At 46.6% G+C, this 24,363-nt stretch carries 30 protein-coding genes; 19 read left to right on the plus strand and 11 right to left on the minus strand.

Going from position 1 to position 24,363, the window contains the following annotated elements; genetic code table 11:
* The first annotated feature begins 228 nt into the window (after positions 1-228).
* The 9 genes from KIO97_RS10910 to lafA all read left to right on the plus strand — a co-directional run bounded on the left by KIO97_RS10910 (position 229) and on the right by lafA (position 8,382).
* Positions 229-1,047, plus strand: coding sequence for a FliM/FliN family flagellar motor switch protein (locus KIO97_RS10910; protein WP_045396475.1), 819 nt, complete (start codon positions 229-231; stop codon positions 1,045-1,047).
* Complete coding sequence (gene fliN, locus KIO97_RS10915; protein WP_005432338.1) at positions 1,044-1,412, plus strand: flagellar motor switch protein FliN; 369 nt, start codon at positions 1,044-1,046, stop codon at positions 1,410-1,412. The genes KIO97_RS10910 and fliN overlap by 4 nt, the downstream gene beginning before the upstream one ends.
* Positions 1,413-1,430: 18 nt before the next feature.
* The gene (gene fliP, locus KIO97_RS10920; RefSeq protein WP_274291648.1) at positions 1,431-2,198 is read left to right on the plus strand and encodes a flagellar type III secretion system pore protein FliP; all 768 of its coding nucleotides are present in this window, start codon (positions 1,431-1,433) and stop codon (positions 2,196-2,198) included.
* A gap of 12 nt (positions 2,199-2,210) precedes the next feature.
* Positions 2,211-2,480: a flagellar biosynthesis protein FliQ gene (gene fliQ / locus KIO97_RS10925; RefSeq protein ID WP_005375036.1), complete on the plus strand. Its 270-nt coding sequence runs from the start codon at positions 2,211-2,213 to the stop codon at positions 2,478-2,480.
* Positions 2,480-3,256 carry a flagellar biosynthetic protein FliR gene (fliR, locus tag KIO97_RS10930; protein ID WP_285382466.1) on the plus strand — a complete coding sequence of 259 codons (777 nt, stop codon included), beginning with the start codon at positions 2,480-2,482 and terminating at the stop codon, positions 3,254-3,256. Before fliQ ends, fliR begins: the two co-directional genes overlap by 1 nt.
* Positions 3,253-4,380 (plus strand): flagellar biosynthesis protein FlhB, encoded by a 1,128-nt coding sequence (gene flhB, locus KIO97_RS10935; protein ID WP_045370773.1) that lies wholly within the window; start codon positions 3,253-3,255, stop codon positions 4,378-4,380. Before fliR ends, flhB begins: the two co-directional genes overlap by 4 nt.
* A 31-nt stretch (positions 4,381-4,411) precedes the next feature.
* The gene (gene flhA, locus KIO97_RS10940) at positions 4,412-6,502 is read left to right on the plus strand and encodes a flagellar biosynthesis protein FlhA (protein WP_005432348.1); all 2,091 of its coding nucleotides are present in this window, start codon (positions 4,412-4,414) and stop codon (positions 6,500-6,502) included.
* Positions 6,495-7,292, plus strand: a complete 798-nt coding sequence (locus tag KIO97_RS10945) for an EAL domain-containing protein (RefSeq protein WP_285382469.1) — start codon at positions 6,495-6,497, stop codon at positions 7,290-7,292. Before flhA ends, KIO97_RS10945 begins: the two co-directional genes overlap by 8 nt.
* Before the next feature lie 226 nt (positions 7,293-7,518).
* Positions 7,519-8,382, plus strand: coding sequence for a lateral flagellin LafA (gene lafA / locus KIO97_RS10950; RefSeq protein WP_285382472.1), 864 nt, complete (start codon positions 7,519-7,521; stop codon positions 8,380-8,382).
* A gap of 113 nt (positions 8,383-8,495) precedes the next feature.
* Here lafA and KIO97_RS10955 read toward each other — a convergent pair whose 3' ends face one another.
* Complete coding sequence (locus KIO97_RS10955; RefSeq protein ID WP_005432352.1) at positions 8,496-8,783, minus strand: hypothetical protein; 288 nt, start codon at positions 8,781-8,783, stop codon at positions 8,496-8,498.
* 417 nt (positions 8,784-9,200) lie between these two features.
* Between KIO97_RS10955 and fliD the strand changes: the two genes are divergently transcribed.
* The 9 genes from fliD to KIO97_RS11000 all read left to right on the plus strand — a co-directional run bounded on the left by fliD (position 9,201) and on the right by KIO97_RS11000 (position 15,808).
* Positions 9,201-10,538, plus strand: coding sequence for a flagellar filament capping protein FliD (gene fliD / locus KIO97_RS10960; protein ID WP_045396491.1), 1,338 nt, complete (start codon positions 9,201-9,203; stop codon positions 10,536-10,538).
* Positions 10,539-10,558: 20 nt separating this feature from the next.
* Positions 10,559-10,945: a flagellar export chaperone FliS gene (fliS, locus tag KIO97_RS10965; RefSeq protein ID WP_038890671.1), complete on the plus strand. Its 387-nt coding sequence runs from the start codon at positions 10,559-10,561 to the stop codon at positions 10,943-10,945.
* Positions 10,929-11,249, plus strand: coding sequence for a hypothetical protein (locus tag KIO97_RS10970; RefSeq protein ID WP_038890670.1), 321 nt, complete (start codon positions 10,929-10,931; stop codon positions 11,247-11,249). The genes fliS and KIO97_RS10970 overlap by 17 nt, the downstream gene beginning before the upstream one ends.
* On the plus strand, positions 11,246-12,301 hold the full coding sequence (locus tag KIO97_RS10975) for a flagellar hook-length control protein FliK (protein WP_285382476.1): 1,056 nt from the start codon (positions 11,246-11,248) through the stop codon (positions 12,299-12,301). The genes KIO97_RS10970 and KIO97_RS10975 overlap by 4 nt, the downstream gene beginning before the upstream one ends.
* Before the next feature lie 22 nt (positions 12,302-12,323).
* Positions 12,324-12,833 (plus strand): flagellar basal body-associated protein FliL, encoded by a 510-nt coding sequence (gene fliL / locus KIO97_RS10980; RefSeq protein WP_005432357.1) that lies wholly within the window; start codon positions 12,324-12,326, stop codon positions 12,831-12,833.
* A 12-nt stretch (positions 12,834-12,845) separates the two neighbouring features.
* On the plus strand, positions 12,846-13,574 hold the full coding sequence (locus tag KIO97_RS10985) for a FliA/WhiG family RNA polymerase sigma factor (RefSeq protein WP_285382478.1): 729 nt from the start codon (positions 12,846-12,848) through the stop codon (positions 13,572-13,574).
* Between the two features lie 10 nt (positions 13,575-13,584).
* On the plus strand, positions 13,585-14,442 hold the full coding sequence (gene motA / locus KIO97_RS10990) for a flagellar motor stator protein MotA (RefSeq protein WP_285382479.1): 858 nt from the start codon (positions 13,585-13,587) through the stop codon (positions 14,440-14,442).
* Entirely contained in the window at positions 14,442-15,434 is a 993-nt protein-coding gene (locus KIO97_RS10995) for a flagellar motor protein MotB (protein ID WP_285382480.1), read from the plus strand. Before motA ends, KIO97_RS10995 begins: the two co-directional genes overlap by 1 nt.
* An 86-nt stretch (positions 15,435-15,520) precedes the next feature.
* The gene (locus KIO97_RS11000; protein WP_050905982.1) at positions 15,521-15,808 is read left to right on the plus strand and encodes a hypothetical protein; all 288 of its coding nucleotides are present in this window, start codon (positions 15,521-15,523) and stop codon (positions 15,806-15,808) included.
* Between the two features lie 10 nt (positions 15,809-15,818).
* Here the strand turns inward: KIO97_RS11000 and KIO97_RS11005 are convergent, their stop codons facing one another.
* The 3 genes from KIO97_RS11005 to KIO97_RS11015 form a co-directional block, all read right to left on the minus strand.
* Positions 15,819-16,577 (minus strand): PhzF family phenazine biosynthesis protein, encoded by a 759-nt coding sequence (locus KIO97_RS11005; RefSeq protein ID WP_080991949.1) that lies wholly within the window; start codon positions 16,575-16,577, stop codon positions 15,819-15,821.
* Between the two features lie 445 nt (positions 16,578-17,022).
* Positions 17,023-17,400: a PH domain-containing protein gene (locus tag KIO97_RS11010; RefSeq protein WP_005432371.1), complete on the minus strand. Its 378-nt coding sequence runs from the start codon at positions 17,398-17,400 to the stop codon at positions 17,023-17,025.
* Positions 17,401-17,519: 119 nt separating this feature from the next.
* Entirely contained in the window at positions 17,520-17,735 is a 216-nt protein-coding gene (locus tag KIO97_RS11015; RefSeq protein WP_005432373.1) for a TIGR02450 family Trp-rich protein, read from the minus strand.
* Positions 17,736-17,920: 185 nt separating this feature from the next.
* Between KIO97_RS11015 and KIO97_RS11020 the strand changes: the two genes are divergently transcribed.
* Positions 17,921-18,685 carry a transporter substrate-binding domain-containing protein gene (locus KIO97_RS11020; protein WP_228904376.1) on the plus strand — a complete coding sequence of 255 codons (765 nt, stop codon included), beginning with the start codon at positions 17,921-17,923 and terminating at the stop codon, positions 18,683-18,685.
* Positions 18,686-18,857: 172 nt separating this feature from the next.
* Here the strand turns inward: KIO97_RS11020 and KIO97_RS11025 are convergent, their stop codons facing one another.
* From KIO97_RS11025 to KIO97_RS11055, 7 genes are all read right to left on the minus strand, one after another.
* Positions 18,858-19,280: a hypothetical protein gene (locus KIO97_RS11025; RefSeq protein ID WP_285382481.1), complete on the minus strand. Its 423-nt coding sequence runs from the start codon at positions 19,278-19,280 to the stop codon at positions 18,858-18,860.
* Between the two features lie 163 nt (positions 19,281-19,443).
* Positions 19,444-19,896, minus strand: coding sequence for a hypothetical protein (locus tag KIO97_RS11030; protein WP_285382483.1), 453 nt, complete (start codon positions 19,894-19,896; stop codon positions 19,444-19,446).
* A 139-nt stretch (positions 19,897-20,035) separates the two neighbouring features.
* Positions 20,036-20,281 carry a hypothetical protein gene (locus KIO97_RS11035; RefSeq protein ID WP_005432384.1) on the minus strand — a complete coding sequence of 82 codons (246 nt, stop codon included), beginning with the start codon at positions 20,279-20,281 and terminating at the stop codon, positions 20,036-20,038.
* A gap of 328 nt (positions 20,282-20,609) precedes the next feature.
* Positions 20,610-21,011, minus strand: coding sequence for a GFA family protein (locus KIO97_RS11040; protein ID WP_285382484.1), 402 nt, complete (start codon positions 21,009-21,011; stop codon positions 20,610-20,612).
* A 163-nt stretch (positions 21,012-21,174) separates the two neighbouring features.
* A complete protein-coding gene (locus KIO97_RS11045) occupies positions 21,175-22,356 on the minus strand; it encodes a Xaa-Pro peptidase family protein (RefSeq protein ID WP_050905986.1) in 1,182 nt (393 codons plus the stop codon).
* Between the two features lie 32 nt (positions 22,357-22,388).
* Positions 22,389-23,732 (minus strand): TRAP transporter large permease, encoded by a 1,344-nt coding sequence (locus KIO97_RS11050; RefSeq protein ID WP_050905987.1) that lies wholly within the window; start codon positions 23,730-23,732, stop codon positions 22,389-22,391.
* Positions 23,729-24,271, minus strand: coding sequence for a TRAP transporter small permease (locus KIO97_RS11055; RefSeq protein ID WP_045370783.1), 543 nt, complete (start codon positions 24,269-24,271; stop codon positions 23,729-23,731). The genes KIO97_RS11050 and KIO97_RS11055 overlap by 4 nt, the downstream gene beginning before the upstream one ends.
* Between the last annotated feature and the right edge of the window lie 92 nt (positions 24,272-24,363).

A 24,363-nucleotide genomic window follows, 5' to 3' on the forward strand; every position in this document is an offset into this window, starting at 1 on the left:
TTAACAACAACTTAGCTAATAATTGTTATATTTTTTATTAACTCTTTTATAAGTCAAAGCTAACTCTTTTTAATTTTCATTAAAAGTACCTATAGTTAGATTCAAATCAACATGTGAACTAAAGTCACAATCTTTAAAGTTGAAACTAAAGGTTCTTAAAAAAGTCTGTGTAGACTGTCCGCTATTAAGTTAAAACAGTTTAGTTTGTTAACGCACGGTAAAATATAAATGGAAAGCAGAGTTAATGAGCCTATTTCCGACATCAAATTGCTTGATGTAGAGTTGCTAGGCAAACCTATTCATATCATTCGTGAGAAGCTCGAAAGTTTGATCTCAGAGTCTTGTTCGGGCCTAACCAATGAATTACAAAATTGGCTCAGCACCAACAAAATTGAAGCGAATTTAGTTGCCGTAGAACTACACAGATTCTCGCCAACTTTATTGGATAAAGACCAAACCTCCACCTATCAACACCAAGATGGTGGCATGGTGTATATCCACGGAGACGCGCAAGCATTAATCAAACTGGCCGATCGCTTTTACGGCGCCGCAACCGAGCGTACTTCCACTTCTTTGACGGCGAGTGACTTACGCCTTCAAGAGCGCATTAGCCGAATCATCATCAACTGGCTTGCACCGCAAGAAATGTGGCAAACCTGCGAGTACGAAACACCACGAGGTATCGGACTGCATGCTGAGCTTTCTATCGCGTTTGAAGATTTCCAAGGTGCTATTCACCTCAAGCTTGATAGCACCATGATTCAAACTTTGATCGAGCAGCTAGCCCTTCATAACGATACGGACTTGTATCAGCCGTTTTGTCGCTCTCTGGAATCAACGCCGGTGCGTCTCAATGTCGTATTGAGTAAGAAAACCATGGCGCTGAGTGATGTGGTCGGATTGCAACCGGACGATATTTTGCCCATCGAGCTTCTCAATACCGTGCCCGTGAGCATCGGTAACCAAACTCTTTTCTCTGGCCGTGTTGCGGAACAAGACGGCCAGCTTGTACTGATTTTTAACCCAGATAAGGAATCGCAGCGATGAGCGACGCGCAAGACAACCAAGCATTCGACGCCGATGATTTAAACTTTGACGATTTTCAATTAGAAGATTTTGAAACTGAACAGGCATTCGCTCCCGAGCCTGTTGCAGAGCGCGACCTCAGTTTCTTTAAAAGCATCCCAGTAACGGTCACGCTAGAAGTCGCAAGCAAAGAGATTCCTTTGGGCGACCTGATGAAAGCCGGTGAAGGCACAGTGATTGAACTGGACAAGCTCAATGGCGAGCCACTTGATGTAAAAGTAAACGGCTCTCTGATGGGGCAGGCAGAAGTCGTGGTTATTAACGACAAATATGGCCTACGCCTGATCGATGTGCATGACTCTGCGCTTAGCGGCGTAGGTCGATAAATTCAGGTGGGTTGTGCGATGAATCTTCTGAGTGACAGTCAGCGTCGGTTGCCGTTAATGGTGATTGCATTCCTCGGTTTACTGCTGTTTGCACTGCCAACCATGGCTGCCGACAATGGCTTAACCATCTTGTCCGTTTCCGACGGGGACACACAGCAAGAGTACAGCGTTAAGCTACAAATCCTGTTGCTCATGACAGCACTCAGTTTCTTGCCAGCCTTCATCTTGATGGCCACCAGCTTTACACGCATTATCGTGGTGTTGGCGATTCTGCGTCAGGCTCTGGGTTTGCAACAAAGCCCGCCAAACCGTGTTTTGGTTGGTATTGCACTGGCATTAACGTTACTTATTATGCGCCCTGTCTGGACCGATATTCACGACAACGCCTTCAAACCGTATGACAATGGTGAAATTACCTTGATGCAGGCGTTTTCGGTGGCCGAAAAACCCGTTCGTAATTTTATGTTGGCACAAACCCACCAAAGCTCGCTGGAGCAAATGTTGCGTATTGCCAACGAGCCCATCGACCAAAACGTGGAAGACATTTCATTTGCTGTCGTGTTGCCCGCTTTTGTAATCAGTGAGCTGAAAACCGCGTTTCAAATCGGCTTCATGTTGTTTATACCGTTCTTGATCATCGACCTTGTCGTCGCCAGCGTGTTGATGGCAATGGGTATGATGATGCTGTCACCCCTGATCATTTCGTTGCCATTCAAGCTCGTCGTGTTTGTTCTGGTCGACGGCTGGGCAATGACGGTCGGTACACTATCCGCCAGCTTTGGGTAGTGGAGGCGCATCATGACACCGGAACTCACCGTTACCCTATTTTCTGACGCCGTCTGGCTGATCATCTTGATGGTGGCCGTTTTGGTCGTACCGGGTTTGATTGTTGGCCTGTGTATTGCTGTATTTCAGGCTGCTACGCAAATTAATGAGCAAACCTTGAGCTTCCTGCCACGTTTGTTAGTCACGCTGTTGATGGTGATTTTTGCAGGCCACTGGATGCTACGAAAAATCATGGAGTTGTTTGATTTCTTGTTCCATAACATACCGGGAATGATCGGCTAATGGCGATCACGTTTGCGGAACTGTCTGTGATTCTAGGTCAGCTTTGGTGGCCATTTTTTCGCGTCGGTGCCGTGTTTATTTCCATGCCATTTTTTGGTGACGCGTTGATTCCAGTTTGGGTTCGCAGCTTACTTGCCCTCTCGATTGTGGTGGTCACCGCGCCACTAATGCCACCGATGCCAGAAGTCGAACTGTTCTCGATGACCTCGCTTTTCTTAGCGTTCGAGCAAGCGATATGGGGTCTGATGTTCGGCTTAATCCTGCACATGTTGTTCAATGTATTCACCATGCTCGGCCAGACTATCTCGTTACAAATGGGCTTGGGTATGGCGATGATGAACGATCCGGTTAATGGCTTGTCTGTGGCGATTCTAGGCCGCATGTTCCTTATCTTTTCAACTTTGCTGTTTCTTGCACTTGAAGGGCATTTACTGGTTATCGATATCGTCATTCAAAGCTTTGTCATTTGGCCTGTAGGCTCGGGGATCACCGCCCTGTCTTTGCAAGGTGTCGTGAATATCTTTGGGTGGATGTTTGCTTCTGCGCTTGCCTTAGCGTTACCAGCGATCGTTTCCATGCTACTCGCCAATATCAGCTTTGGTGTGATGAACCGAGCCGCGCCCTCTCTAAACGTATATGCGTTAGGCTTCCCGATGACCATGCTGTTAGGTTTGTTCAGCGTGTTGATCTCTGTTTCTGGGGTGCCTAGTCGCTATACCGCGTTAGTCCACGACACCATTCGTTTCTTGAATAACTTTATGTTGGGGGGCGCATGAGCGAACAGTCGTCTCAAGACAAAACCGAGAAAGCCTCCCCCCAGAAGGTCAAAAAAGCCCGTCAGGAAGGACAAATTCCGCGCGCAAAAGAGTTCACTACCGCAGTTATCTTCTTAGCCGTTGCGATGTTTTTTTATTCCCAGCTCAACAGTATTTGGGAAAGCATGTCTGGTGTATTCCGTTACAACATGACCCTAACCAAAGCTGACTTAGAAAACCCAAAACAATTGGTGGAACATCTTGGTCAGAGCTTGGCGGTGATCATTGAGATGCTCTTACCTCTCTTCACCGTCATCATCATTGTCACCTTTGGCAGCAGCATGGTGTTAGGGGGCTGGATGTTCCGTCCGGCGAACGTGATGCCAAAGCTCAGTAAACTGAATCCTATCTCTGGCATTAAACGTATTTTCTCTACTCGCTCACTGGTGGAATTGGTCAAATCGACTTTCAAAGTGCTCGTCATCTTCGGCATTCTTTATGGCTATCTAGACAACCATCTTCAGCCGCTACTTGGCATGCAAAACTTACCACTTAGCCAAGGCTTCTCACTGATCATGTCGATTTTGTTTGAAGGTCTGCTGCTGATGGGATTCGCCCTGTTACTGTTTGGAGTACTTGATATTCCTTACCAGCGCTGGGAGCACCTCAAAGAGCTGCGCATGACCAAACAAGAGCTGAAAGAAGAGTTCAAGAACAACGAAGGCCGACCAGAAGTTAAGCAACGCATTCGCCAAATCCAGCAACAGTTTGCGCGCCGTAAAATCGACAAGATGGTGCCCACCGCTGACGTGGTGATCACCAACCCGACTCACTATGCCGTGGCATTGAAATACGAACCATCGTTGTCCGATGCACCATTTGTGGTGGCAAAAGGCGTCGATGAAACCGCAATGCATATTCAACGCATCGCCCGCGAGAACAAAGTCGAGATCATCAACTCGCCGCCGCTGACCCGTTCGATTTATCACACCACGGCCATTGAGCAAGCTATACCAAGCCAACTCTATATCGCGGTGGCCCATATTTTAACTTACGTTTTGCAGTTGAAAGCCTTTCGTAAAGGGGACGGAAAGGAACCGACGCCTTTGCCTCATTTTTCAATTCCAAAGCATTTGCAACACTGATTAACCCGCGTTTACCCAAGGACACCAGAGTATGTTTAACCGGTTAAAACACCTTCAAACTTCCACTAAAGGCTACATTGGTATTCCAATCGTCTTGTTGATGGTATTGGCAATGGTCATCTTACCTTTGCCACCATTGCTATTGGACGCGCTGTTCACCTTCAACATCGTGTTAGCGATCTTGGTATTGCTGGTCAGCACCACAGCGAAGCGACCACTCGACTTTTCGATTTTCCCAACCATTTTGTTGGTCGCAACTTTACTTCGCCTCACTCTAAACGTTGCTTCAACGCGTATCGTATTACTTGAAGGTCACAACGGCAGCGATGCTGCTGGTAAGGTGATTCAAGCCTTCGGTGAAGTAGTGATCGGCGGTAACTACGTGGTCGGTATGGTGGTGTTCATCATCTTGATGATCATTAACTTTGTCGTGATCACAAAAGGTGGCGAACGTATTTCTGAAGTGTCGGCACGCTTTACCTTGGATGCACTACCGGGCAAACAAATGGCCATCGATGCCGACTTAAATGCAGGCTTGATCGACCAAGAAACCGCGCGCCAACGCCGCAAAGAGGTGGCGAACGAAGCGGACTTCCACGGTTCCATGGATGGTGCGTCCAAGTTTGTTCGTGGCGATGCAGTTGCCGGCTTGCTGATCCTGTTCATCAACATCATTGGTGGTATCAGCATTGGTGTGTTCGAGCACGGATTGCCAGCGTCAGAAGCTTTCAAAACTTATGCCCTGCTGACTATCGGTGACGGCCTTGTTGCTCAAATTCCATCACTGTTACTTGCGACCGCAGCAGCCATTATCGTGACGCGTATTAACGACAGCGATAACGGCATGTCAGAAACCATGCACAAGCAGCTGCTTGCAACACCAGCGACCTTGTATACCGTTGCCGCTATCATGGCGATCATTGGTATGGTTCCAGGAATGCCTCACCTTGCGTTCTTCACCTTCGCCGCAGTGCTTGCATTCGCGGGCTGGCGACAGAGCAAAAAGCCAGTGCAAGATACACAAATCGACCAAGTAGAAGCACTCTCTCATGCAATGCAGGAAGAAGAAACCGCACTCACTTGGGACGATATTCCTCATGTCCACACGCTATCTTTAGCGTTAGGCTACCGCTTGGTGCACTTGGTAAACAAAGAACAAGGCGCGCCTCTAGCGCAGCGTATTCGTGGTGTTCGCCGCAATCTCTCTGAGCAAGTGGGTTTTCTACTGCCGGAAGTGCGTATTCGCGACAACCTCAGTTTAAAGCCGAACCAATACACCATTGCTTTGAACGGCGAAGTGATTGAGCAAGGCTTTATCGAGCCAGAACGCTTAATGGCGATTGCTGTGGGTGAAACCTATGGCGAGGTAGATGGCATTCTAGGCAGTGACCCCGCCTACCAATTGCCTGCGGTTTGGATTGAACATCAAGACAAAGCGAAAGCGCTGAACATGGGCTATCAAGTGGTTGACGATGGCACGGTTATCGCCACACACATCAGCAAAATTATGAAAACTAACTTGGCTGAACTGTTTACCCATGACGATGTTGAAGCCATGACTCAACGTCTTACGGCGCAAGCGCCAAAATTGGCAGAAGCTTTGGCAGCAGCTCTGACACCAGCGCAGCAGCTTAAGGTTTACCGTCAGCTTCTGCTCGACCAAGTTCCGCTAAAAGACATTCGCACCATCGCCAACACCATGTTGGAGTCTTCAGAAAACACCAAAGATCCGATTTTATTAGCGGCGGATGTACGCTGCGCGCTGAAACGCACTCTGGTTAACTTAGTTGCGGGTCAGAAGAACGAGCTGAATGTCTACGCCTTGTCTGATGAGCTTGAACAGATGCTGATGACGTCGTTGCAACAAGCACAAGCCGCAGGCACCGTCATGCTCGATAGCTTCCCAATTGAGCCAAACATTCTTAGCCAGTTCCAGCAGAACTTGCCTTTGATTCGTCAGCAATTGAAGCAGCAAGGGCTACCGCCAATCTTATTGGTGATGCCTCAACTACGTCCATTGCTGGCACGTTACGCACGTACCTTTACCCAAGGATTGGCGGTACTGTCTTACAATGAAATTCCAGAAAATAAACAGATCAACGTGGTAGGAAACCTTGGTTAATCTCATCTCAAATAAAGCGATGTATGACTACTTGTGCGATCTCGCACTGCAACACATTGTCACGGACGACGACCAACTGGTGTTTGATGCGCTCAAACACAATGATATTCAACACGCCTGTCAGGCCATCCGTAAAACAAAAACCGGTGAGGTGGAATACCAGCACCTTACCTTGCGCTTTGGTGTACGTGGCGAGCAGAGTGTTTATCAGTTTGAACTGTCTGAGCAAATGCAATATTGCTTAGATTTATACAGCTTGTATTTAGCCCTGCGCCAAACTCAGTTCCAGCTCGATACCTTTCATCCGGACCTTATCAGCAATGTCGTGGTGCCTATTCGGGTCGACGCCTTACTATGGCAAGCAGGGCGTCACTTTTTGAATCAAATGATTCAATTCCACAAAGCAGCATTTCAACATGTCGTGCCCGCTTTGCAAGCCGATGAAACTCTGTGCCTGCATGAACGCGTTGCTGCTTTAGTTGACCAGCTGAAAGACAACGCATATGCCTTGTGGTTTGAAATTGCGACCAGCCAAACACACTTTGAACGCATTGCCGAGTTTGAACCCGACCTGATCAAGCTATCCGTCACGATGGAAAACAAGCAAGATCAGCATGCGTTTCTTCCCATCGCACGCTTCCTGCGTCGTAATCAATTCCCTTGGGTGGCAGGTAGAGTCGCAAGCCAAAACGAGCTCAATCGTTACCGCTTACTCGGTGCGAGTTATTATTTCGGCTATTTCAGTGATATTCCCACTTCATTGTCGTTTAAATCGTTCGGCGATGAATAAACCGGGCTAAAAAAGAAGGGCGAGTTCAGCTGCCAGAACTCGCCCTTTTTCATGTCTAAACTGCCTTAAAACACGAATTTTCTGGAATATACATCACCAAAAACCATCAAAATTGGCGATATTGGCAAAATTTTTAAATTTCCAATTAATCATTAAAACCAACCGACCGCCTCTAGTTAGTGAGCGGGGCGATAGTCCCACATTGAACAATCAAGGAGAACAGATTATGGCTCTATCAATGCACACTAACTACGCTTCGCTGGTTACTCAAAACACGCTAAGCAACACAAACAACATGCTTAACACTGCGATGGAGCGTCTAAGCACGGGTTACCGCATCAACTCAGCAGCTGATGACGCTGCAGGTCTACAAATCGCTAACCGTCTAGAAACTCAATCACGTGGTATGAACGTTGCAATGCGTAACGCACAAGACGGTATGTCTATGCTGCAAACAGCGGAAGGTGCTTTCGATGAAGCAACTAACATTCTGTACCGCATGAACGACCTAGCAACACAAGCAGCGAACGGTACTAACTCTCAAGCAGACCAAACTGCACTTGATAAAGAGTTTGCAGAGCTTGAAACAGAGCTAAACAGCATCATGACTAACACTAAATTTGCTGGCGACGCTTTGTTTGCGACTGGTGGTGTTAAAGGCGGCGGTCTTACTCTTCAAATCGGAGCTTCTGGTGCAGAGACACTAAGCCTAGCAACAACAGTTGACGGTGCAGTTGGTACAGCGTTTGACACTCTTACTACAGGTTTCACTAACTTCAGCGGCGGCGCAGACGTTGCAGCAGACCAAGCAAACGCAAAAACGGCTATGGGTGAAATCCAAACGGCAATCGACCAAGTGGGCGCAGCTCGTGCAGGTATGGGTGCAACAATCAACCGCCTAGACCACACAGTAGTGAACCTAAGCAACATGGTTGAGAACACATCTGCAGCGAAAGGCCGTATCACTGACGCAGACTTTGCTGTTGAATCTTCAAACATGACGAAGAACCAAATGCTAATGCAAGCTGGTACAACGGTTCTTTCTCAGACTAACCAGCTGCCAGGCATGGCAATGTCGCTACTGCGCTAATAGAGACTCACTATTCGCGAATAAAGCGCAAAATTTAGTTCGTCCGAAAACTCAAAGCCTCCCTCGTATCTGGGAGGCTTTTCTTTGTCTGAAAAAGCGCTTGGAAAAGCGTTCTAGCGACGGATGTAGATGGAAGTGGCTTCGTTGGTGTGGCTAGAAGGAATGCGAAAGCCTGCTTTCAGCATGGTGTTATGTAGAACTTTGTTGAACAGCTCCAGCTCGGCAGATTCCACACCTCGATGTGGCTCATACGCTTTGAGCTCGGGAAATCGAGAGAGCGCCTCTACACGAATGTTCGCCAGTTCCTCAGCATTAATGTTCTGTTTACTGCGCAGTTTGGTGCCAATGAAAGCCTCATATGCACGGGCACACTTCATCAGTCGTAAAACAAAGTCATTCATTATTGTCGTTCTTTTTTTAGTCGAATTAGGGGGAATAGCCAGCCGCTAGCAACCACAAAAATTGCAGGGGCATAAGATAGCAAACCTTTGCATTCAAACAGGATCAGAAAAATCTGAATCCTTTAGCAGTAAACGCCTAAACTTTCGCATGATGCGTATCGCTACATGCCTGTCTTTTCTTCCCTCCATTGCATTAAATCTTTCACCACTTTTGGTCGCCTTTTTTATTTGGGAACCCCTTTAACTATCAAGGGGAAAGCGGAACCAGCAAGGTGGAAAAGCCGCTTCCTCCCAACACACAAAATAGAACGTAAGATACTGTTTTATATAGGTATAGATATCAGGCACACATCTTGCGATTGAGTATTTATTACTGGCATAGAAAAGCCAAATACAGATGAGAGAGGGAGCGACCTCATGAGTTCGTTAGATCCAATTACCATGGCAACCCAGTTCGCCACGTTAGATGTTCAGCCATTTCAACAGCGCTACCAATTGCAAGCCGATCGATACCAAGCGCAGCTTACTGCTTTAGGTAAGGTGGAAAGTGCACTGCGTGAATTCCGTACTGCGGTTAACGAGATGAACAGCAGCACAAACAGCATCATCAAGAATACGGCAACAACCTCTCAAGATGGCTTTTTCACCGCAAGTGCCGATGCGAACGCGTTAGTCGGTAACTACCAGATCTTTGTTGAGCAAGTCGCCACTTCACATCAGATTTCTACGGGTATGCCTGCAGACTTGGAGGCCACTACCGAGGTCCCAACTACCGGTACGTTAGAGTTCACCATCAACGGTGAAACCATGACGTTAGATATGTCGACGGTGGATACTGACGGCGATGGTAAAGCGACCATGACGGACCTAGTCAGCGCGATCAACAACAACCCTGATAACCCAGGCGTGAATGCCACACTTGTTCGCTCAAACGGGCAAACACACTTCATGCTCTCTAGTACCGAGACAGGCGTGGCAAACACAATCAATGTCAGCGCGACGGGAACAGGACAAACTTGGTTTGAAGATGCGTTCACCAACACGACAGAAATCAGCAAACCGCAAGATGCTGTTATCTGGCTTGGCGCGGAAGGAACCGGTCTTCAACTCACCAACTCAAGCAATACTTTTGAAGGCGTGATTGATGGTGTCGACATCACTGTCACCAAAGCACAAACCTCAGGAGAAGCACCGATCTCAATGGAAGTTGGCGCAGATAGCGAGGGCACGAAAGAACAAATCACCAAGTTTGTCGATACCTATAACGCATTGATTTCGACCTTAGATGAATACACTCAAATCGGCGGCGAAGACCAAGCTCGTGGAGTGCTCGCCAGTGACCCTACCTTGCGATCTATTGAGAGCCAATTGAATACGCTCGTTCGTGGTGAGCATGGTGGTATGCGCTTAAGTGAAGTCGGCATCACTATTGATCGTGACGGCAAAATGAAGGTCGATCAGGATAAGTTTGCCGAAGCACAGAAGAACAACAGCGCTGCACTAGAAACCATGTTTAACGGTGATGGTGCCCTGCTCGACTCACTTGATGACATGGCAGAACCGTTCTTGAAATTCTCTACAGGCACGTTCAATTCTCGCAAAGATGCGCTGCAAGCCAACTTAGACCGAATTGAAGACAAACAAACCTCTTTACAGCGTAAGTACGAGATGTCGTACAACCGCTACCTCACCCAATTTACTCAAATGAACACCTTAATGACGCAAATGAACCAAACCATGTCGATGTTTGGCTAACGCTTTTAGGAGAAGTACTTATGCTAATGGATTCCGGCTACGACTCATACCAACAGGTCGATCTGGATGCTCAAGCAGCATCCGCCAACCCACATCAACTCGTTGTCATGCTGATCGACGGGTTGCTCGATGAAATTGAACGTGTCCGCGGCCATTTGGCTGCCAATCGTCTTGCTGAGAAAGGAATTGGCATTAACAAGTGCATGAACATCCTTATCGGATTAAGCAGCGCATTGGATGAAGAGAATGGCGGTGAGATCGCTGAGAACTTACGTCAGCTCTACGACTTCTGCCAAGTCGAATTGTATTACACCAGCGTACAGAACGATGCGACACGTTTAGACAATGTAGAGCGCGTAATGGGTAACATTCGAGAAGGATGGATGAACTTTGGACAGCAAGCATAAAGTGTCGCCGGAGCGATTTCGCCACTTATCAAAACTGATCCAAATCGCCACTAAAACGGCCGATTGGCAAGCACTCAAACGCTACGACTTACAGTTGCGAGAACTGCTTATCAGCCATAAGCCTTTCTTGAAAGATCCGAAACTCGCACCGGAAATCCAGCGAGCAAAAGCGGTGCATGCTACTGCGTTTGCTGCGCTTGAGAAAGCCACCAGCGAACTACAGCAGGAGATGAACATGGTGAACGACCAACAAGAACGAGCCATGGCATATCAACTTGCGATGACGATGGAGCTAACGCAATGATGGTTACCAACTCAATACCTGCGAGTTCACCTTCTCAATCGACAGCCGCAGGGAAGATCTCTCACGCTCGTTCAGAGCAAGGCGTTTCACCAGCAAATTCAGCCACGGTCACTCAACAGGGCCAAACCAACGCGCCTATCACCGTTGCCGGGTTTCGCTTAAATACGCAAGCCTCACCGGCGGAAGTGATGCGACCTGACGCCAGCTCACCAGAGCTCCACACAGAAGACACCTCTGACGAAACGTTACTAGGTAATGCTTCATCAGAGGTGAATCTGGCCACCCAAGCGCAAGCTCTCATGCAGGGAATCAGTAAGGCGGCCACTAAGCAAGGCGATACCAACCAGCTTGCACAAGTGTCGGCAAATAACACATCGCAAAGTGCAAACATGGGCGCTCAAGCCAACCCAATGCTTACAGCCCCCGCGCAAGAAAGCCAAAGTGGTGTGCAAGCGAGCGTGGTAAATTCACTTAAAGTTTCTGCTTCTGATTTGCAAACGTTGCTGAATCAACCTACTCATGGGCAAGCATTCGCAGCCAACACGCAATCGCAGACACCAAACGCGCAACATTCAAATCCAACCTCACCGCTTGCAGCAACTCAAGCTCAAGGTGCGGAGTGGGCGGCGGTTCGCGTGGATACCAGCTCTGGTAGATGGGGCGAGCAGATGATGCAAGTGCTGCAAGATCGCGTGACATTACAAGCTCAGCAAAACCTACAAGAAGCTAAAATCCGTCTCGATCCACCAGAGTTGGGCAAATTGGATTTATTGGTACGCGTGGAAGGTGACCGCTTGAGCGTGCAGATCAACGCCAATACTGCCGCAACTCGTGAAGCCTTAATGCAGGTATCTGAGCGCCTTAGAACTGAACTGCAAGAGCAGAACTTCGTTCACGTAGACGTCAACGTCGGCTCAGATCAAGGTCAAGAGCGACATTCTCATGATGGCTCTCAAGAAGAAGCAACCGTCTTCGCCGCGCGTGAAACCAACGCCTTTCAATCTAATACAACAACAAACTATTCAGAGCATTGGCTGAACACTCAAGCCTAATGAATCATCGAGGAAAAAGGTTATGACCAAACAACAAATGATCGCCCTGTTTATCACCATGATCATCACCAGTGCCCTCGTTTCCGCTGCCACTGTGGTCGGCGGTATTTGGTACCTCAACAAAAGTTCAGAGTCTTCATCGTCAGAATCCAGCGTTAGCGCCTTCTTGGAGGACTCACCGCTGGCATTCCTAACTTCTGAACAACCAACAACAAAAGGCCCAAGCTTTCATCCATTAGATAAAGTGGTGCTGACCATCAAAGGCAAGAAGCAAACTCATTTTGTGATGCTGGAACTTGCGGTGGAAACACGCCGCCCAGAGCGTATTAAGGATATTGATGCTTACATGCCGATGGTTCAAAACTCACTGCTAAAACTGTTCAGCGACAAAACCTTTGATGAGCTTCAGCAGGCGGGTGCCATTGATATCCTTCAAAGCGAAGTCAAAGAGACTCTGCTGCTTGCGTTCGCAAAAACCGACATCGTTCGTGATATCGATGATGTTCTGCTAACCAAGTACGTTGTGCAATAACGGAGCACAGCCATGTTGGAGATGAACTTACAGGAAAGTTATACCGCGACGGAGGAAGTGAATACGCCGTCGCGACCGATTGATGAAAATGCACTGCTGCAACGTCACCAAGTCATGGTTAAGCGCGTGGTCAACCAACTGCGCGTTCATGCGACCTCGCACTGCAGCATTGAAGACATGCAGCAAATCGGCTTGATTGCGCTTGTCGAAGCTGGGCGTCGTTATGGGGATGTGGATGATCCACACTTCCCCGCTTTTGCCGTTTGTCGTGTTCGTGGCGCGATTTTGGACGAGCTTCGTCGTTTGGATTGGCGCTCACGCAAAACCCGCCAACAGGCGCATGAGCTTAACGATGTGACACGAGATCTTACTCGGGCACTGGGCAGAATGCCCACCGATGCTGAAATAATCAAAGCGCTAGGTACTGATGAGCAAGACTACTATAACCGCCAAAACGCCGCACTCGCGGGCGAAATGCAAAGCCTCGACCAATTGATGGAAACTGGCGGAGACAGCCACCTTGGCGGCCAATATGACGGCATGGAACATGAGCACATTCGCCGTAGCTTAGACACTGCGCTGGGCAAAATGTCGAAACGCGACCAACTGTTGCTCACCTTGTTCTATCAGCATGAACTCAACCTCCATGAAATCGCGCTCGTGCTCGATCTGACACCACCTCGCATCTGTCAGTTGCACAAACAAGCGCTTAAACAACTCAACCAATTAATGTCCTCTTAGGAGTCACAAGATGCAAAAGTTTTTTGGAGCCATTACTGTACTGATGTGTGTCTTCGGCGGATACATGTGGGCAGGCGGTAAACTCGGCGCTATCTGGCAGCCAGCCGAGTTCTTGATCATCATCGGTGCGGCAGCAGGTTCACTGATCATTGGCAACCCGCCCCAAGTGTTAAAAGAGATGCGTCAGCAAGTACGTGCGACCATCTCTGGCCCGCGTCAAGAGTATGAGTACTACATGGAGCTGATGGCGCTGCTTAATAACCTACTCGAAACCGCACGCAGCCGCGGTTTTAAATTTCTCGATTCGCACATTGAATCACCAGAGCAGAGCTCAATTTTCCTCGCTTATCCAAAAGTCAGTAACGATCATCGTCTAATTTCTTTCATTACCGACAATTTTCGTTTAATGGCAATGGGACAAATGTCGCCTCATGAATTAGAGGGACTGTTAGAACAAGAAATCGAAGCGATTCAAACCGAGATGCTTTTGCCTTCACGCTCCATGCAGCGCACAGCAGAGGCTCTTCCTGGGTTCGGTATTCTTGCGGCAGTCGGTGGCATCATCATTACCATGCAAGCCATTGATGGCTCAATTGCATTGATTGGTTATCACGTTGCCGCCGCCCTCGTTGGTACATTCATTGGTATTTTTGGTTGTTACTGTTGTTTAGATCCACTCAGTAACGCCATGGCTCAACGAGTTAGACGAAACATGACGGCTTTCGAATGTGTACGCGCCACTCTGGTTGCTTACGTTGCGAAGAAGCCTACCTTGCTCGCTATCGACGCTGGCCGTAAACACATTCAGTTAGACATCAAACCAACTTTCAACCAAATGGAGAAGTGGCTAGCTGAACAGGAGGGATAATGCAAAAACAAGAGCATGTGGTGTTCAAACGCGCGAAAGCACATAACCATGATGAGTTTCATGGTGGCGCGTGGAAGGTCGCGTTTGCCGACTTCATGATCGCGTTGATGGCGCTGTTTCTTGTCCTTTGGGTCATGCAAGTGGTCGACAAGGAAGAGCGCAAAGCCATTGTGGCGCACCTTCATAGTTCGAGCGTTTTTGATAAGAGCTACGGTAACCCTTTCGATACCTCACAAAGTATCTCTCCTATCGACTTGGCACAGGACTCTTCTGTGCCAAGTAAGCACAACTCTAACCACGTCGTCAGCTCTTTCTTCCAAGGTGACGGCGATGGCCCAGAGATTGACTCGCTTATCCCAGGCAATTTCGATACCCAAGAGCAACTCGCTCTGCTGGCCAAAGTGATTGATGAGGTCGTCGGGCAAATCAGCGCGCAGGGTAACGTTAATGTCACCATTACCCCGCAAGGTCTGCGCATTGTGCTGCAAGATGACTACAAGCAACACATGTTCAGCCGTGGCGGCGCAGAATTAACCCCTTTCTTTGAGGATTTGTTACTTGCGCTTGCTCCCGTTTTCGAACGCATCAGCAACCCATTGATCATCAGTGGCCATACCGATTCGACACCGTTCAAAAAGCGTTTTGGTCGACAATCAAACTGGGCGTTGTCTGCCTCTCGTGCTGATGTTGCAAGAAATACCTTAGTGGAAGGCGGCATGCCAGACGATCGCGTCATGCAAGTGACTGGGATGTCAGATCGTGCCTTGCTTAACCCAAAAGAGCCCGACTCTAGCGAGAACCGCCGAATTGAGTTATTCATACTGACCACACCAGCAGCACAAGTTTTGGAAACCTTCTTCGGCAATCAAGAAGACAGTGAGCTACAAAAAGCCAAACAGCAAGCAGAGTTTAACCAGCCAGTGATTAGGCAAGAAGTGATTCGTTACTCAGTCGAACCTGACGATACCAAACCTCAGATTCAAGACCTATAACCCCCTAAAAGGTCACCAGTTTCTACCCTCTGCGTGACCTTTTCCCCAACGATAATATTGCTGAAATTTGTGTAGTTGAGTTCGATATGTCCGTACCTGCGCCCAATAAATCCAAAAATGACTCGCTCAAAAAAGCCTTTCTCTGGCTGATCATTTTCGACTACCTATTGCTGACATTTTTTCTCACTCAACTATCAAGCCTCAATCTCAACAGCGGCACCATGATTAGCCTACTGCTCGTGGTTTATAATATTTTGCTGGTTTCGCTCTGCTACCAGCGTACCAGCAACCATGATTCTTACATCATCTATCCAGTGCTTTCAGCAACACTATTAGCGTTCGTCTGCTTTCTGTATTTTTTCTTTCTGGTGTAACTCGTTAGCTTTACTGCTCTCTTAATCGCGCTGATGCAGATATCACTAACGTATCAGAGCTGAGTTTCGCGACTTGGAAAAAGCCGCCTTTTGAGGAAAGTTGACTCGCATTGAGGTTATCTACATCCAACTTCTTAAACCAATAGGGAGCGAGTGAGCACTGTGCTGACCCTGTTGCGATATCCTCATTGATGCCGATTTTTGGCGCAAAGTAACGCAAAACATAATCGTTAGGCCCACTTTGAGCGGTGACCATCACAGCATGAAAGTCTCGGATTTGGCATAGGCGACCAAAATCCGGCTGGTACTGTTTCACTTGCTGCTCAGACGCTAACACCACCACAAGATCTCGGGTAGTGACAACATCTAACACTTGCACACCAGATTGCTCTAAGTTTAATAACTGTAAATCTAAACTGGCAGGAACAGGACTGGCATCCCATGCAGGCAAAGCCATTTGGTACTGAGTGCCATGCTTAGCAATGGTGATGTCCCCATAATTACTGTGCAACTTAACAGAGCGTTGGTTTAGATGAGCAATCAACGCAGCGCCAGCGCCCATACTGCCATGACCACACAAGTTGATTTCACTGGCCAAAGAAAACCAACGAATCCACCAACGCCCATCCACACAACAAAGGAATGAGGTGATAGGTTGGCCGATACTTTGAGTTATCTCCAACATCTCTGAGTCACTCAACCACTCAGACAAAAACACTACGCCACAAGGATTACCTTGCGCATCCTCAGAGCAGAATACATCATAAATTTGGGTATCGATAACTCACCTCATATCGCCATTCAAACATCAAATTGCTCGGTAATAACAAACATCCCTAAACGATGGAAATGCTACTTTTACCTAACAGAAGGTGAAAATATCGTGCGACAAATCATTACGCAAGCACGCTCATATCATTAAGTGACCTTAAGCGACGATTTATCTCTGTAAAGGTATAAACCAAATGAGGGGAATGAAAAAGGAAGCCGTGAGGGCTCCCCTTAAAGGTGGTGATTGAATTCTGAAACGTTAAGTATCGAAGCTCAGATTAACGAATCATCAGATAAAAGATCACTCCGGCCGTAAATCCCAATATAGCCAGAAGATGTTGAGTCGGTGTTGAATTCTCTTCACTCTTCTTCTCTTTCAAATCACTTCGCACTGCCATACTGACTCCTTGTCTTTGGCCTGTCTTTAATTCCTGCGAGAATGCCTAGGCGAGGACATGCTCACTGATCATTTTGTTGAAAGAAACCAAGTCGAATGAGCCTCTGATCTCAAAGCGCACTCGGCCTACTTCACTTAGGAATAGTTCAATCTCACAATCCAGATCAAGCGTACCAGATGTTTCAATCGAGAACGCATTGATCTTGCTGTATGGCAAAGAAGTGTAGTCGACTTTTGATCCCGTAATCCCTTGCACATTGGCCGCAATAACGCGCTTGTTGGTGAACACGACTTGGTCACGCACCGTTTTGAAACCTGCAAAAATGCTCTCCCCATCAATTAAGAATTTATGGAAGTCCTCTCGTACCTTTGAAGTTTCAATCGGCTTGAGTTTAAATATCGATGAGTTTTCGAAATCGATCATGGCGTTCCCTTAGAACATAAATAAAAACGTTCATCAATTAATAGCAAAGTCTCTACCGCGAGCCTATTGATTTTGGTGACTTTTCTAACGCCATCTCGTTTTTGGTCTTTGCGCCAAGATTACTTCCACCCTTGACGCCATTTTTGTGAGTCTTTTAAGTCGTGCCAATCCAACTCTCGTTCTCGCTTCGTCATGACCGCTTCAATAACGCACCTCACTACGTTGCCTTCTTCATCAAACTCCATTTCTGAAATGATGAAATGCTTTTCTTTGTTTACTGGCTCTGCTGCTGTCCATTTGCTTTGCAGTAGCTTTTTAGGGTGAACTCGATTCATAACACTCTGCCATTCATCAGAAAAAGTTTGCTTTTCATACGTATAAACTCGCAAATGCAATCACATTTAATATTGGAAAGTTTTTCTTCAATATCGTGTATTTTCCAATTGGTTTGATCTGTTTTACTGACACTTCCTGTTACTTTGAGTCATGCACACAAACACAACACATCAAAAGAATGATTATGAATAAAACAACACTTTTACTTGCTTCCGTAGCACTGGCGCTTTCCGGCGTGGCTCAAGCCGATAAGCTGGAAGATATTCAAAAATCAGGCACGTTACGTGTCGGAACCACCGGCGACTACAAACCGTTTTCTTACTACGATGGCAAGAACTACTCAGGCTATGATATTGATGTCGCTAAGCACGTCGCGAAACAGCTCGGCGTAGAGCTAGAGATCGTTCGCACAAGTTGGAAAGATCTTCTGACTGACCTGAACCAAGATAAGTACGACATCGCCATGGGCGGCATTACCCGCAAAATGCAGCGCCAACTAAATGCAGAGCAAACACAAGGTTACATGACATTTGGTAAGTGCTTCTTAGTCGCCAAAGGGAAAGCCGAGCAATACAATACCCTAGATAAAGTGAACCAAGCCTCAGTGCGTGTGGGCGTGAATATTGGTGGCACAAACGAAGCCTTCGCCGATGCTAATTTACAAAAGGCCAGCTTTACTCGTTTCGAAAATAACTTAGACGTGCCGAAAGCCGTCGCAACAGGTAAAGTGGACGTGATGGTTACCGAGACACCTGAAGGTTTGTTTTACCAAGTTACAGATGAACGTTTAGAAGCCGCTCGTTGTGAAGACCCGTTCACCAAAGGTCAGTTTGGCTACTTGATCCCGAAAGGTGAGCAGCGTTTGTTGAACACAGTGAACTTCATCATGGATGAAATGAAACTCAAAGGCATCGACGAGCAGTTTATGCACCATAACTCGCTCAAGTAGCGGACTAAAGCCTAGGAAAGAACGAGCAAGTCAGTATCAAACCGGAAGCTCAGCAGCTTTGTATGGATTACTTCCAGCAAGAGCTGAAAAGCGAGTAGAGTTGGCACAGCGTAGAAACAACAAAGGGGATATCACTATCCCCTTTTTCATTGGTTTGATTCACTGAGAGCGATTACATCACGCACTCTTTTGCTGCTTGTGCTTTCTCAATGCCTTCTTCAATCAGAGATTTGGTTTCTTCGCTGCCAATGGATGACATTACTTTGTTCATCACCTTATCCACTGTCGATTCAGAAGACGCCTCCACCAAACAAGCGTACGCATTGGCAATGTGTTCTTTGGCTTCAATTAAGGCCTGTGGATCACTGAAATCCACATTCATTGCTTCTTCAACCGATGCCGCTAACTCCTCTGCTGATTCAGCAGCGTCACCAAATTGATCAAGGTTGAATGCGTCTTCTACCGATTCCATCTGCTCTTGAACTGTATCAATCGCTTTGTTTGCGGCTTCTTGTGCTTGGTCAATGGCTTTGCTTGCGTCATCACAGCCGGCCAACGCCATTGCCAAAACCATTGTTGAGAGTGTTTTTTTCATATTTGTTCTTCTAACAAGTGAATCGCTAATCATCACAATACGTGATTAGCCGAGAGATTTTAATTTAAGAGTTGTAAGAAGAGGAAACAGAATCGCTTTACAGCCCTAAAAAACAAAGCCGCTCTAGAAAGCGGCTTTGGTGTTTAATAAGACGTTATACGTATCAGGCAATCCTACCGTGGCTGATTGCCATCATGTCATCGTAGGTGCGCTGTAGAGCTTCAAATGTCCATTCGAAGTAAACACGACGCTCCATAAGTGGTGCAATTTGGTTAGCATCAAACGATTCGATGGTGAGATCGGAATATTCCACTTGAAGGCTATTGCCATCTGTTCCCCAATCTTCGTATTCGCGATTGCCAATGAGATCATAAAGGTTGTTGCTCAAGAAGCTGTAGACCACTAGGAATGATTGTACAGTGTCTTCGGAGAAGTTAAGCATGCTCGCAATCTGCGCCACTTCATACGACTGCTCCTTATCACCTTGGTCAATATCAAGCCTTACTAACTGTGTTTCCCACGTTGCCATTTCACCGAAGGAATCAAAGACATGTTGATTCAAAGCTTCAAAGACCTGAAAAAACTCCTGGATCATTGAGATATATTTATCAGACATAATGTCCCTTATTGTATTTAGTTAACGGACGATCTTCGCCGCCGTGTTATTGCTCACCTAGCCAGTGATGGTTAAAAGTTAGACTAAAAGTTGCAGCATTACATACTGTACGTGTCATTTTGTTGTAATTTTTGAGTGATTAGTCAACTATTAGCGTTGGTTCGTCGATTCCCATATAGTCACAAAGCTCTCGCTTAATTCGATGAAACTCTTGAATTGAGACAAAGTAATCGGCGTAATCTGTCTTACCTTTTATACCAATATGAATCGACGTAAACGCTTGAATGGTCGAGGTAACTTCAATGGTTTCATTCGCTAATGAGAACGTCACTACATGATCCATATTTAAGTAACGACCTGATTCGATTTTTAATGCTTTCGCCATCGTTGGGTCCTAATGTATCGAGATAAATTGATGTTGGGAGCAGCACTTTTAAATGAAGAGAGAAAAGGTGCTTCATAGCAATGAGTATGCTGCTCAATTGACGTGAGCCTATCATAAGCACTCGCCCTAAAAATTAGATGTAAGACGCACTTTCACTCGGATTTACTTACAAATAAAACAGTTACAAAAATTCTGACTGCAAATTGACCAACAAAGAGAGACAAGATGTTGTTGACCTTAAAAAAGAAAAGAGCCACTCTCTTGAATGGCTCTATCTCTCTACGTTAAAGGCTTTTTAATTTAGCGCAGCGCTCGGCCTTAAACCAACTTATAGCTTAGGCGCAGCTTCAAATTGCTTAAGGTCATCAGTAATCTCATTCCACGGTGCTTTAGAGCCCACAAAAATATGAAAGCTGGGTTTGTCACAAGGGGAATCATCAAGGATGCCTAGACGAACATTCACTAAACCGTTGTTCTTCTTCGAGTAAAGGCTAGAGCCGCAGTGACGGCAGAATGAGAGTTCGGTATTGGCGCTCTTCTGATAGATTTGGATGTGTTCCGCGCCCTCAATCACAATCAGTTTATCCAAGGCAACGCCACCCGCTGACGAGTAATCGGATCCGGTAAATTTGCGGCATTCAGAGCAATGACAATTGCCCATGTATTTGAATTCATCCGCCACTTCGAGTTTTACCTTGCCACACAGACATGAGCCTTTGAGTACTTCCATTTTTTAGTCCTTCTCTTATTGGAATTACGACAACCATGCCAGTCCAATAAGACGAAATAAAGATAAGTAAATCAGGTTTGCAAAAATGGAACGAAAAATTGAGAGTCAACAGACAGATACAAGAAAGCCGAGCGTAATGCTCAGCTTTGGTCAGCCTTGCTCTTTAACGTATCACTGGCAAATTCTTCCATGTTCTATCATGAAGTAGTTCACAACCACGCTCGGTTATGACGATGTTTTCTTCATGAACCATCATTTTCCCCAGAGCAAACGCCATTCCCGGCTCCAGTGTGAGTACCATACCCGGTTTCAATATGACGTCACCGTCTGGAACATGAGAAGGCCATTCTGTCAGTTGCATTCCAAGCCCATGCCCCATGCGTCCGACATCATTACCTAATGCACCGTTTTTCTCGAGCACAGACCACATTGCTTGCCAAATATCACCTGTGGTTCGCCCCGGCTCTGCTATTTTTAGCCCCGCTTCGGTAGCTTGATAGACCGCATCATACGCCAGCTGAGTCTCTTCATCTATTTGACCAAAGGCATAGTTTCTGTCGAAATCACTGAAATACCCATCATAGTTTGCACCGGTATCAATAATCAGTAAGTCTCCCTCCGTTAGCACCCTATCACTCGGCCCCATAATGATGCTGTCATAGCCGCCGATTCCCGATCCAGATATTAAATAAGGGCAGCTGTCAGCCCCCAACCGCAGCATTTCTATATGCATTGCTTTACACGCTTCGCGCTCGGTCATTCCTATTGCGAGACGATGCTTCAAAAACTCAAACCCCGCAGCAGTCACCTGACAAGCAAAACGAATCTTGTCGATTTCAGCTTTCGATTTAATGCTGCGAATATCACGAACAATCAAAGAGACATCAACAACATCATGTTGACTCAACTTACTTTGTAGCAATTGAAAGTTTTGAGCAGGCATACGCAAGTGCGTTTCTGGACCAATCATGGCACCAATGCTTCGTGTGCACGTACTCACTTCAGCTAACGTCGCTGCCAATAGAGAAATGCCATCATCTTCTGGTCGAGGCGATGGCCAGCTTCTTACATCATCTACCCATGTACCTTCAAAGCCTGACGCGCCGATCTCCGGAACCACGGCAACAGGTTTACCAGTACTCGGGACAACGAGAAACCATGGTCGTGTAGGGCTCTCCCAAAACTGAGATTTAAAACCACTGAAATAGCGAAATTCAGGTTCCGTTGTAAAGAAAGCGGCGTCAATTTGCTGCTCTCTCATGCGCTTTTGTAACTCGTAAGTACGCTGTTCAAATTCCGCTTTTTCAAAGCCCCTGGGTGGTGCAATTAAAGGTAATGTACTCACTTTTAATCCTTTTTAGTGCGCTAAACACAGCGTTAGTTAAACAAAATGTCTCTTGGTAACAAGGCGATCTCAGGGAAGAAAATCAGCAACGCAGACATCAATATTAGGATGAGAAAGAAAGGCAACGTGCCACGTATCACTTTCATATACGGCTTTTCAAAGATGGCAATGGCGGTAAAGATATCGCAACCGAAAGGAGGGGTAGCGGAGCCAATTGCCATTTGTAGCGTCACCATAACACCCACCAAAATCGGATCGATTCCTGCGGCATTGACGATAGGCATAAATATCGGTGTGAGTATCAGTAACACCACAAGCGAATCGACAAACATACAGCCCACAAAGAAAGTTAACGCGATGATAAACAGGATGTATTCTGGTGACGCATTGTCCAGTTCAAGAGGTGCAAGTAATTCTTGAGGTATTTGTTCGAATGAGATGTACCATGAAAAAGCTTGCCCAATACCAACCAAAACAAACACAACCGCAGTAATCAGCCCTGTATTTAAAGCCGCATCACAAATGTCTTTGACGCCCAGTTTTCGGTATAAAAGGCATTCAACAATAATGGCATACAGCACCGCAAACGAGGCGGCTTCTGTTGGCGTGACAATACCAGAATAGATACCGCCAATAATCAACGCAGGGAAACCAAGAGGCAAAATCGCTTGTTTAATCGCGAGCAGCTTTTCCGCTTTGCTGGCTTTCTCTACCAAGGTAAGGCTGTCACTGTGTTTTACGCTGTAGGCATAGCTATACAGTGAAAACAGACCTGCCAAAACTAGCCCTGGGCCAATACCGGCGATAAACAATTCACCAACACTGGCATTGGCGAGGGTGCCATAAAGGATCAGACCAATACTTGGTGGGATTAAGAACGCAATGTCGCTTGCATTGATGATCAGCGCCATCACGAAGCTGTCTTTGTACCCTGCTTGCAACAGCTTAGGTCGCATGATTTGTCCAACAGATACAACGGTCGCTTGAGTCGAGCCTGAGACTGAACCAAACAAGGTACAACTAATACAAGTTGTGATCGGAAGACCGCCGCGCAGATGCCCAACAAAAGCCTGAATTAATCCCAGCAAATTGTATGCAGTGTGCCCTCTGGTCATGATGTCCGCAGCCAAGATGAACATCGGAACCGCAATCAAAGCGTTTGGCGAAATGCCAGTAACCATCTGCTGAATGACAACACCGGGTTCCACCTGAGAAAAGTGGATGAGGCCAATTAAAGCGCCCACTGCTAGAGGAACGATCATAGGAAAACTGAGAAACAGCAGGATAACCATCACCGTGACTAAGGTGAAGGTCATGACATAAATATCCGGCTCTCCAGCAATGATGTCAGAGATAAACTGTGTCACGCTACTCATTCGAATTCACCTTTGGTTTTATTTTTCGTTTCAATAACATCGAAGGACACGTAGATCTCTTGGTGTAGCAAGTTCATGATAAAACTCATTGAATATTGCAAACCGGCAATCGCAAATCCGATAGGAATGATTGAGTACACCCAATAAACTGGAAACTGCAATGCGGGACTAAGTCGGTTGATAGATTTAAGCTCTTCAACATAGAGCAAACCTTGGTACGCTAGATAGAACATCAGAAGCGCAGTGCACAACGCGATCATTGTGGTGAGGATTTTTTGAGCACGAAAACTCAGCGAGTCATAGACTGCTGTCATTCGTATGTTGCGACCTTGCCTTACCGCGTAAGCAAAACCCACAAAGGTCACCGTCACAATCAAAAACTGATTGAGCTCTTCAGAAAAAAATAGACTTTTATTAAAAGCATAACGGCCAATCGCATTAGCCGTAGAATTCGCCATCATGGCAAGAATGGCTATCATGATAAGAAAGCGTTCCAGCTTTTCCGTCACAACACTCATTTTATGTAACAGATCTTTCATCGCTCGCTGAGCTCCATACGTCCTTGAGCATTACCACCCTTTCTACCCTGATTGATAGGCAGAAAAGAGGGTTATCCGTTTCACTTACTCAA

The sequence above is a fragment of the Vibrio sp. B181a genome (genome assembly GCF_030248375.1).
GTDB classification, from domain to species: Bacteria; Pseudomonadota; Gammaproteobacteria; order Enterobacterales; family Vibrionaceae; genus Vibrio; species Vibrio campbellii.

Coding starts and splice junctions, on each gene's coding strand:
- KIO97_RS10910 (WP_045396475.1), top strand. CDS start 229: ATGGAAAGCAGAGTTAATGAGCCTATTTCCGACATCAAATTGCTTGAT.
- fliN (WP_005432338.1), top strand. CDS start 1,044: ATGAGCGACGCGCAAGACAACCAAGCATTCGACGCCGATGATTTAAAC.
- fliP (WP_274291648.1), top strand. CDS start 1,431: ATGAATCTTCTGAGTGACAGTCAGCGTCGGTTGCCGTTAATGGTGATT.
- fliQ (WP_005375036.1), top strand. CDS start 2,211: ATGACACCGGAACTCACCGTTACCCTATTTTCTGACGCCGTCTGGCTG.
- fliR (WP_285382466.1), top strand. CDS start 2,480: ATGGCGATCACGTTTGCGGAACTGTCTGTGATTCTAGGTCAGCTTTGG.
- flhB (WP_045370773.1), top strand. CDS start 3,253: ATGAGCGAACAGTCGTCTCAAGACAAAACCGAGAAAGCCTCCCCCCAG.
- flhA (WP_005432348.1), top strand. CDS start 4,412: ATGTTTAACCGGTTAAAACACCTTCAAACTTCCACTAAAGGCTACATT.
- lafA (WP_285382472.1), top strand. CDS start 7,519: ATGGCTCTATCAATGCACACTAACTACGCTTCGCTGGTTACTCAAAAC.
- KIO97_RS10955 (WP_005432352.1), bottom strand. CDS start 8,783: ATGAATGACTTTGTTTTACGACTGATGAAGTGTGCCCGTGCATATGAG.
- fliD (WP_045396491.1), top strand. CDS start 9,201: ATGAGTTCGTTAGATCCAATTACCATGGCAACCCAGTTCGCCACGTTA.
- fliS (WP_038890671.1), top strand. CDS start 10,559: ATGCTAATGGATTCCGGCTACGACTCATACCAACAGGTCGATCTGGAT.
- KIO97_RS10975 (WP_285382476.1), top strand. CDS start 11,246: ATGATGGTTACCAACTCAATACCTGCGAGTTCACCTTCTCAATCGACA.
- fliL (WP_005432357.1), top strand. CDS start 12,324: ATGACCAAACAACAAATGATCGCCCTGTTTATCACCATGATCATCACC.
- KIO97_RS10985 (WP_285382478.1), top strand. CDS start 12,846: ATGTTGGAGATGAACTTACAGGAAAGTTATACCGCGACGGAGGAAGTG.
- motA (WP_285382479.1), top strand. CDS start 13,585: ATGCAAAAGTTTTTTGGAGCCATTACTGTACTGATGTGTGTCTTCGGC.
- KIO97_RS10995 (WP_285382480.1), top strand. CDS start 14,442: ATGCAAAAACAAGAGCATGTGGTGTTCAAACGCGCGAAAGCACATAAC.
- KIO97_RS11000 (WP_050905982.1), top strand. CDS start 15,521: ATGTCCGTACCTGCGCCCAATAAATCCAAAAATGACTCGCTCAAAAAA.
- KIO97_RS11010 (WP_005432371.1), bottom strand. CDS start 17,400: ATGATCGATTTCGAAAACTCATCGATATTTAAACTCAAGCCGATTGAA.
- KIO97_RS11015 (WP_005432373.1), bottom strand. CDS start 17,735: ATGAATCGAGTTCACCCTAAAAAGCTACTGCAAAGCAAATGGACAGCA.
- KIO97_RS11020 (WP_228904376.1), top strand. CDS start 17,921: ATGAATAAAACAACACTTTTACTTGCTTCCGTAGCACTGGCGCTTTCC.
- KIO97_RS11025 (WP_285382481.1), bottom strand. CDS start 19,280: ATGAAAAAAACACTCTCAACAATGGTTTTGGCAATGGCGTTGGCCGGC.
- KIO97_RS11030 (WP_285382483.1), bottom strand. CDS start 19,896: ATGTCTGATAAATATATCTCAATGATCCAGGAGTTTTTTCAGGTCTTT.
- KIO97_RS11035 (WP_005432384.1), bottom strand. CDS start 20,281: ATGGCGAAAGCATTAAAAATCGAATCAGGTCGTTACTTAAATATGGAT.
- KIO97_RS11040 (WP_285382484.1), bottom strand. CDS start 21,011: ATGGAAGTACTCAAAGGCTCATGTCTGTGTGGCAAGGTAAAACTCGAA.
- KIO97_RS11050 (WP_050905987.1), bottom strand. CDS start 23,732: ATGAGTAGCGTGACACAGTTTATCTCTGACATCATTGCTGGAGAGCCG.
- KIO97_RS11055 (WP_045370783.1), bottom strand. CDS start 24,271: ATGAAAGATCTGTTACATAAAATGAGTGTTGTGACGGAAAAGCTGGAA.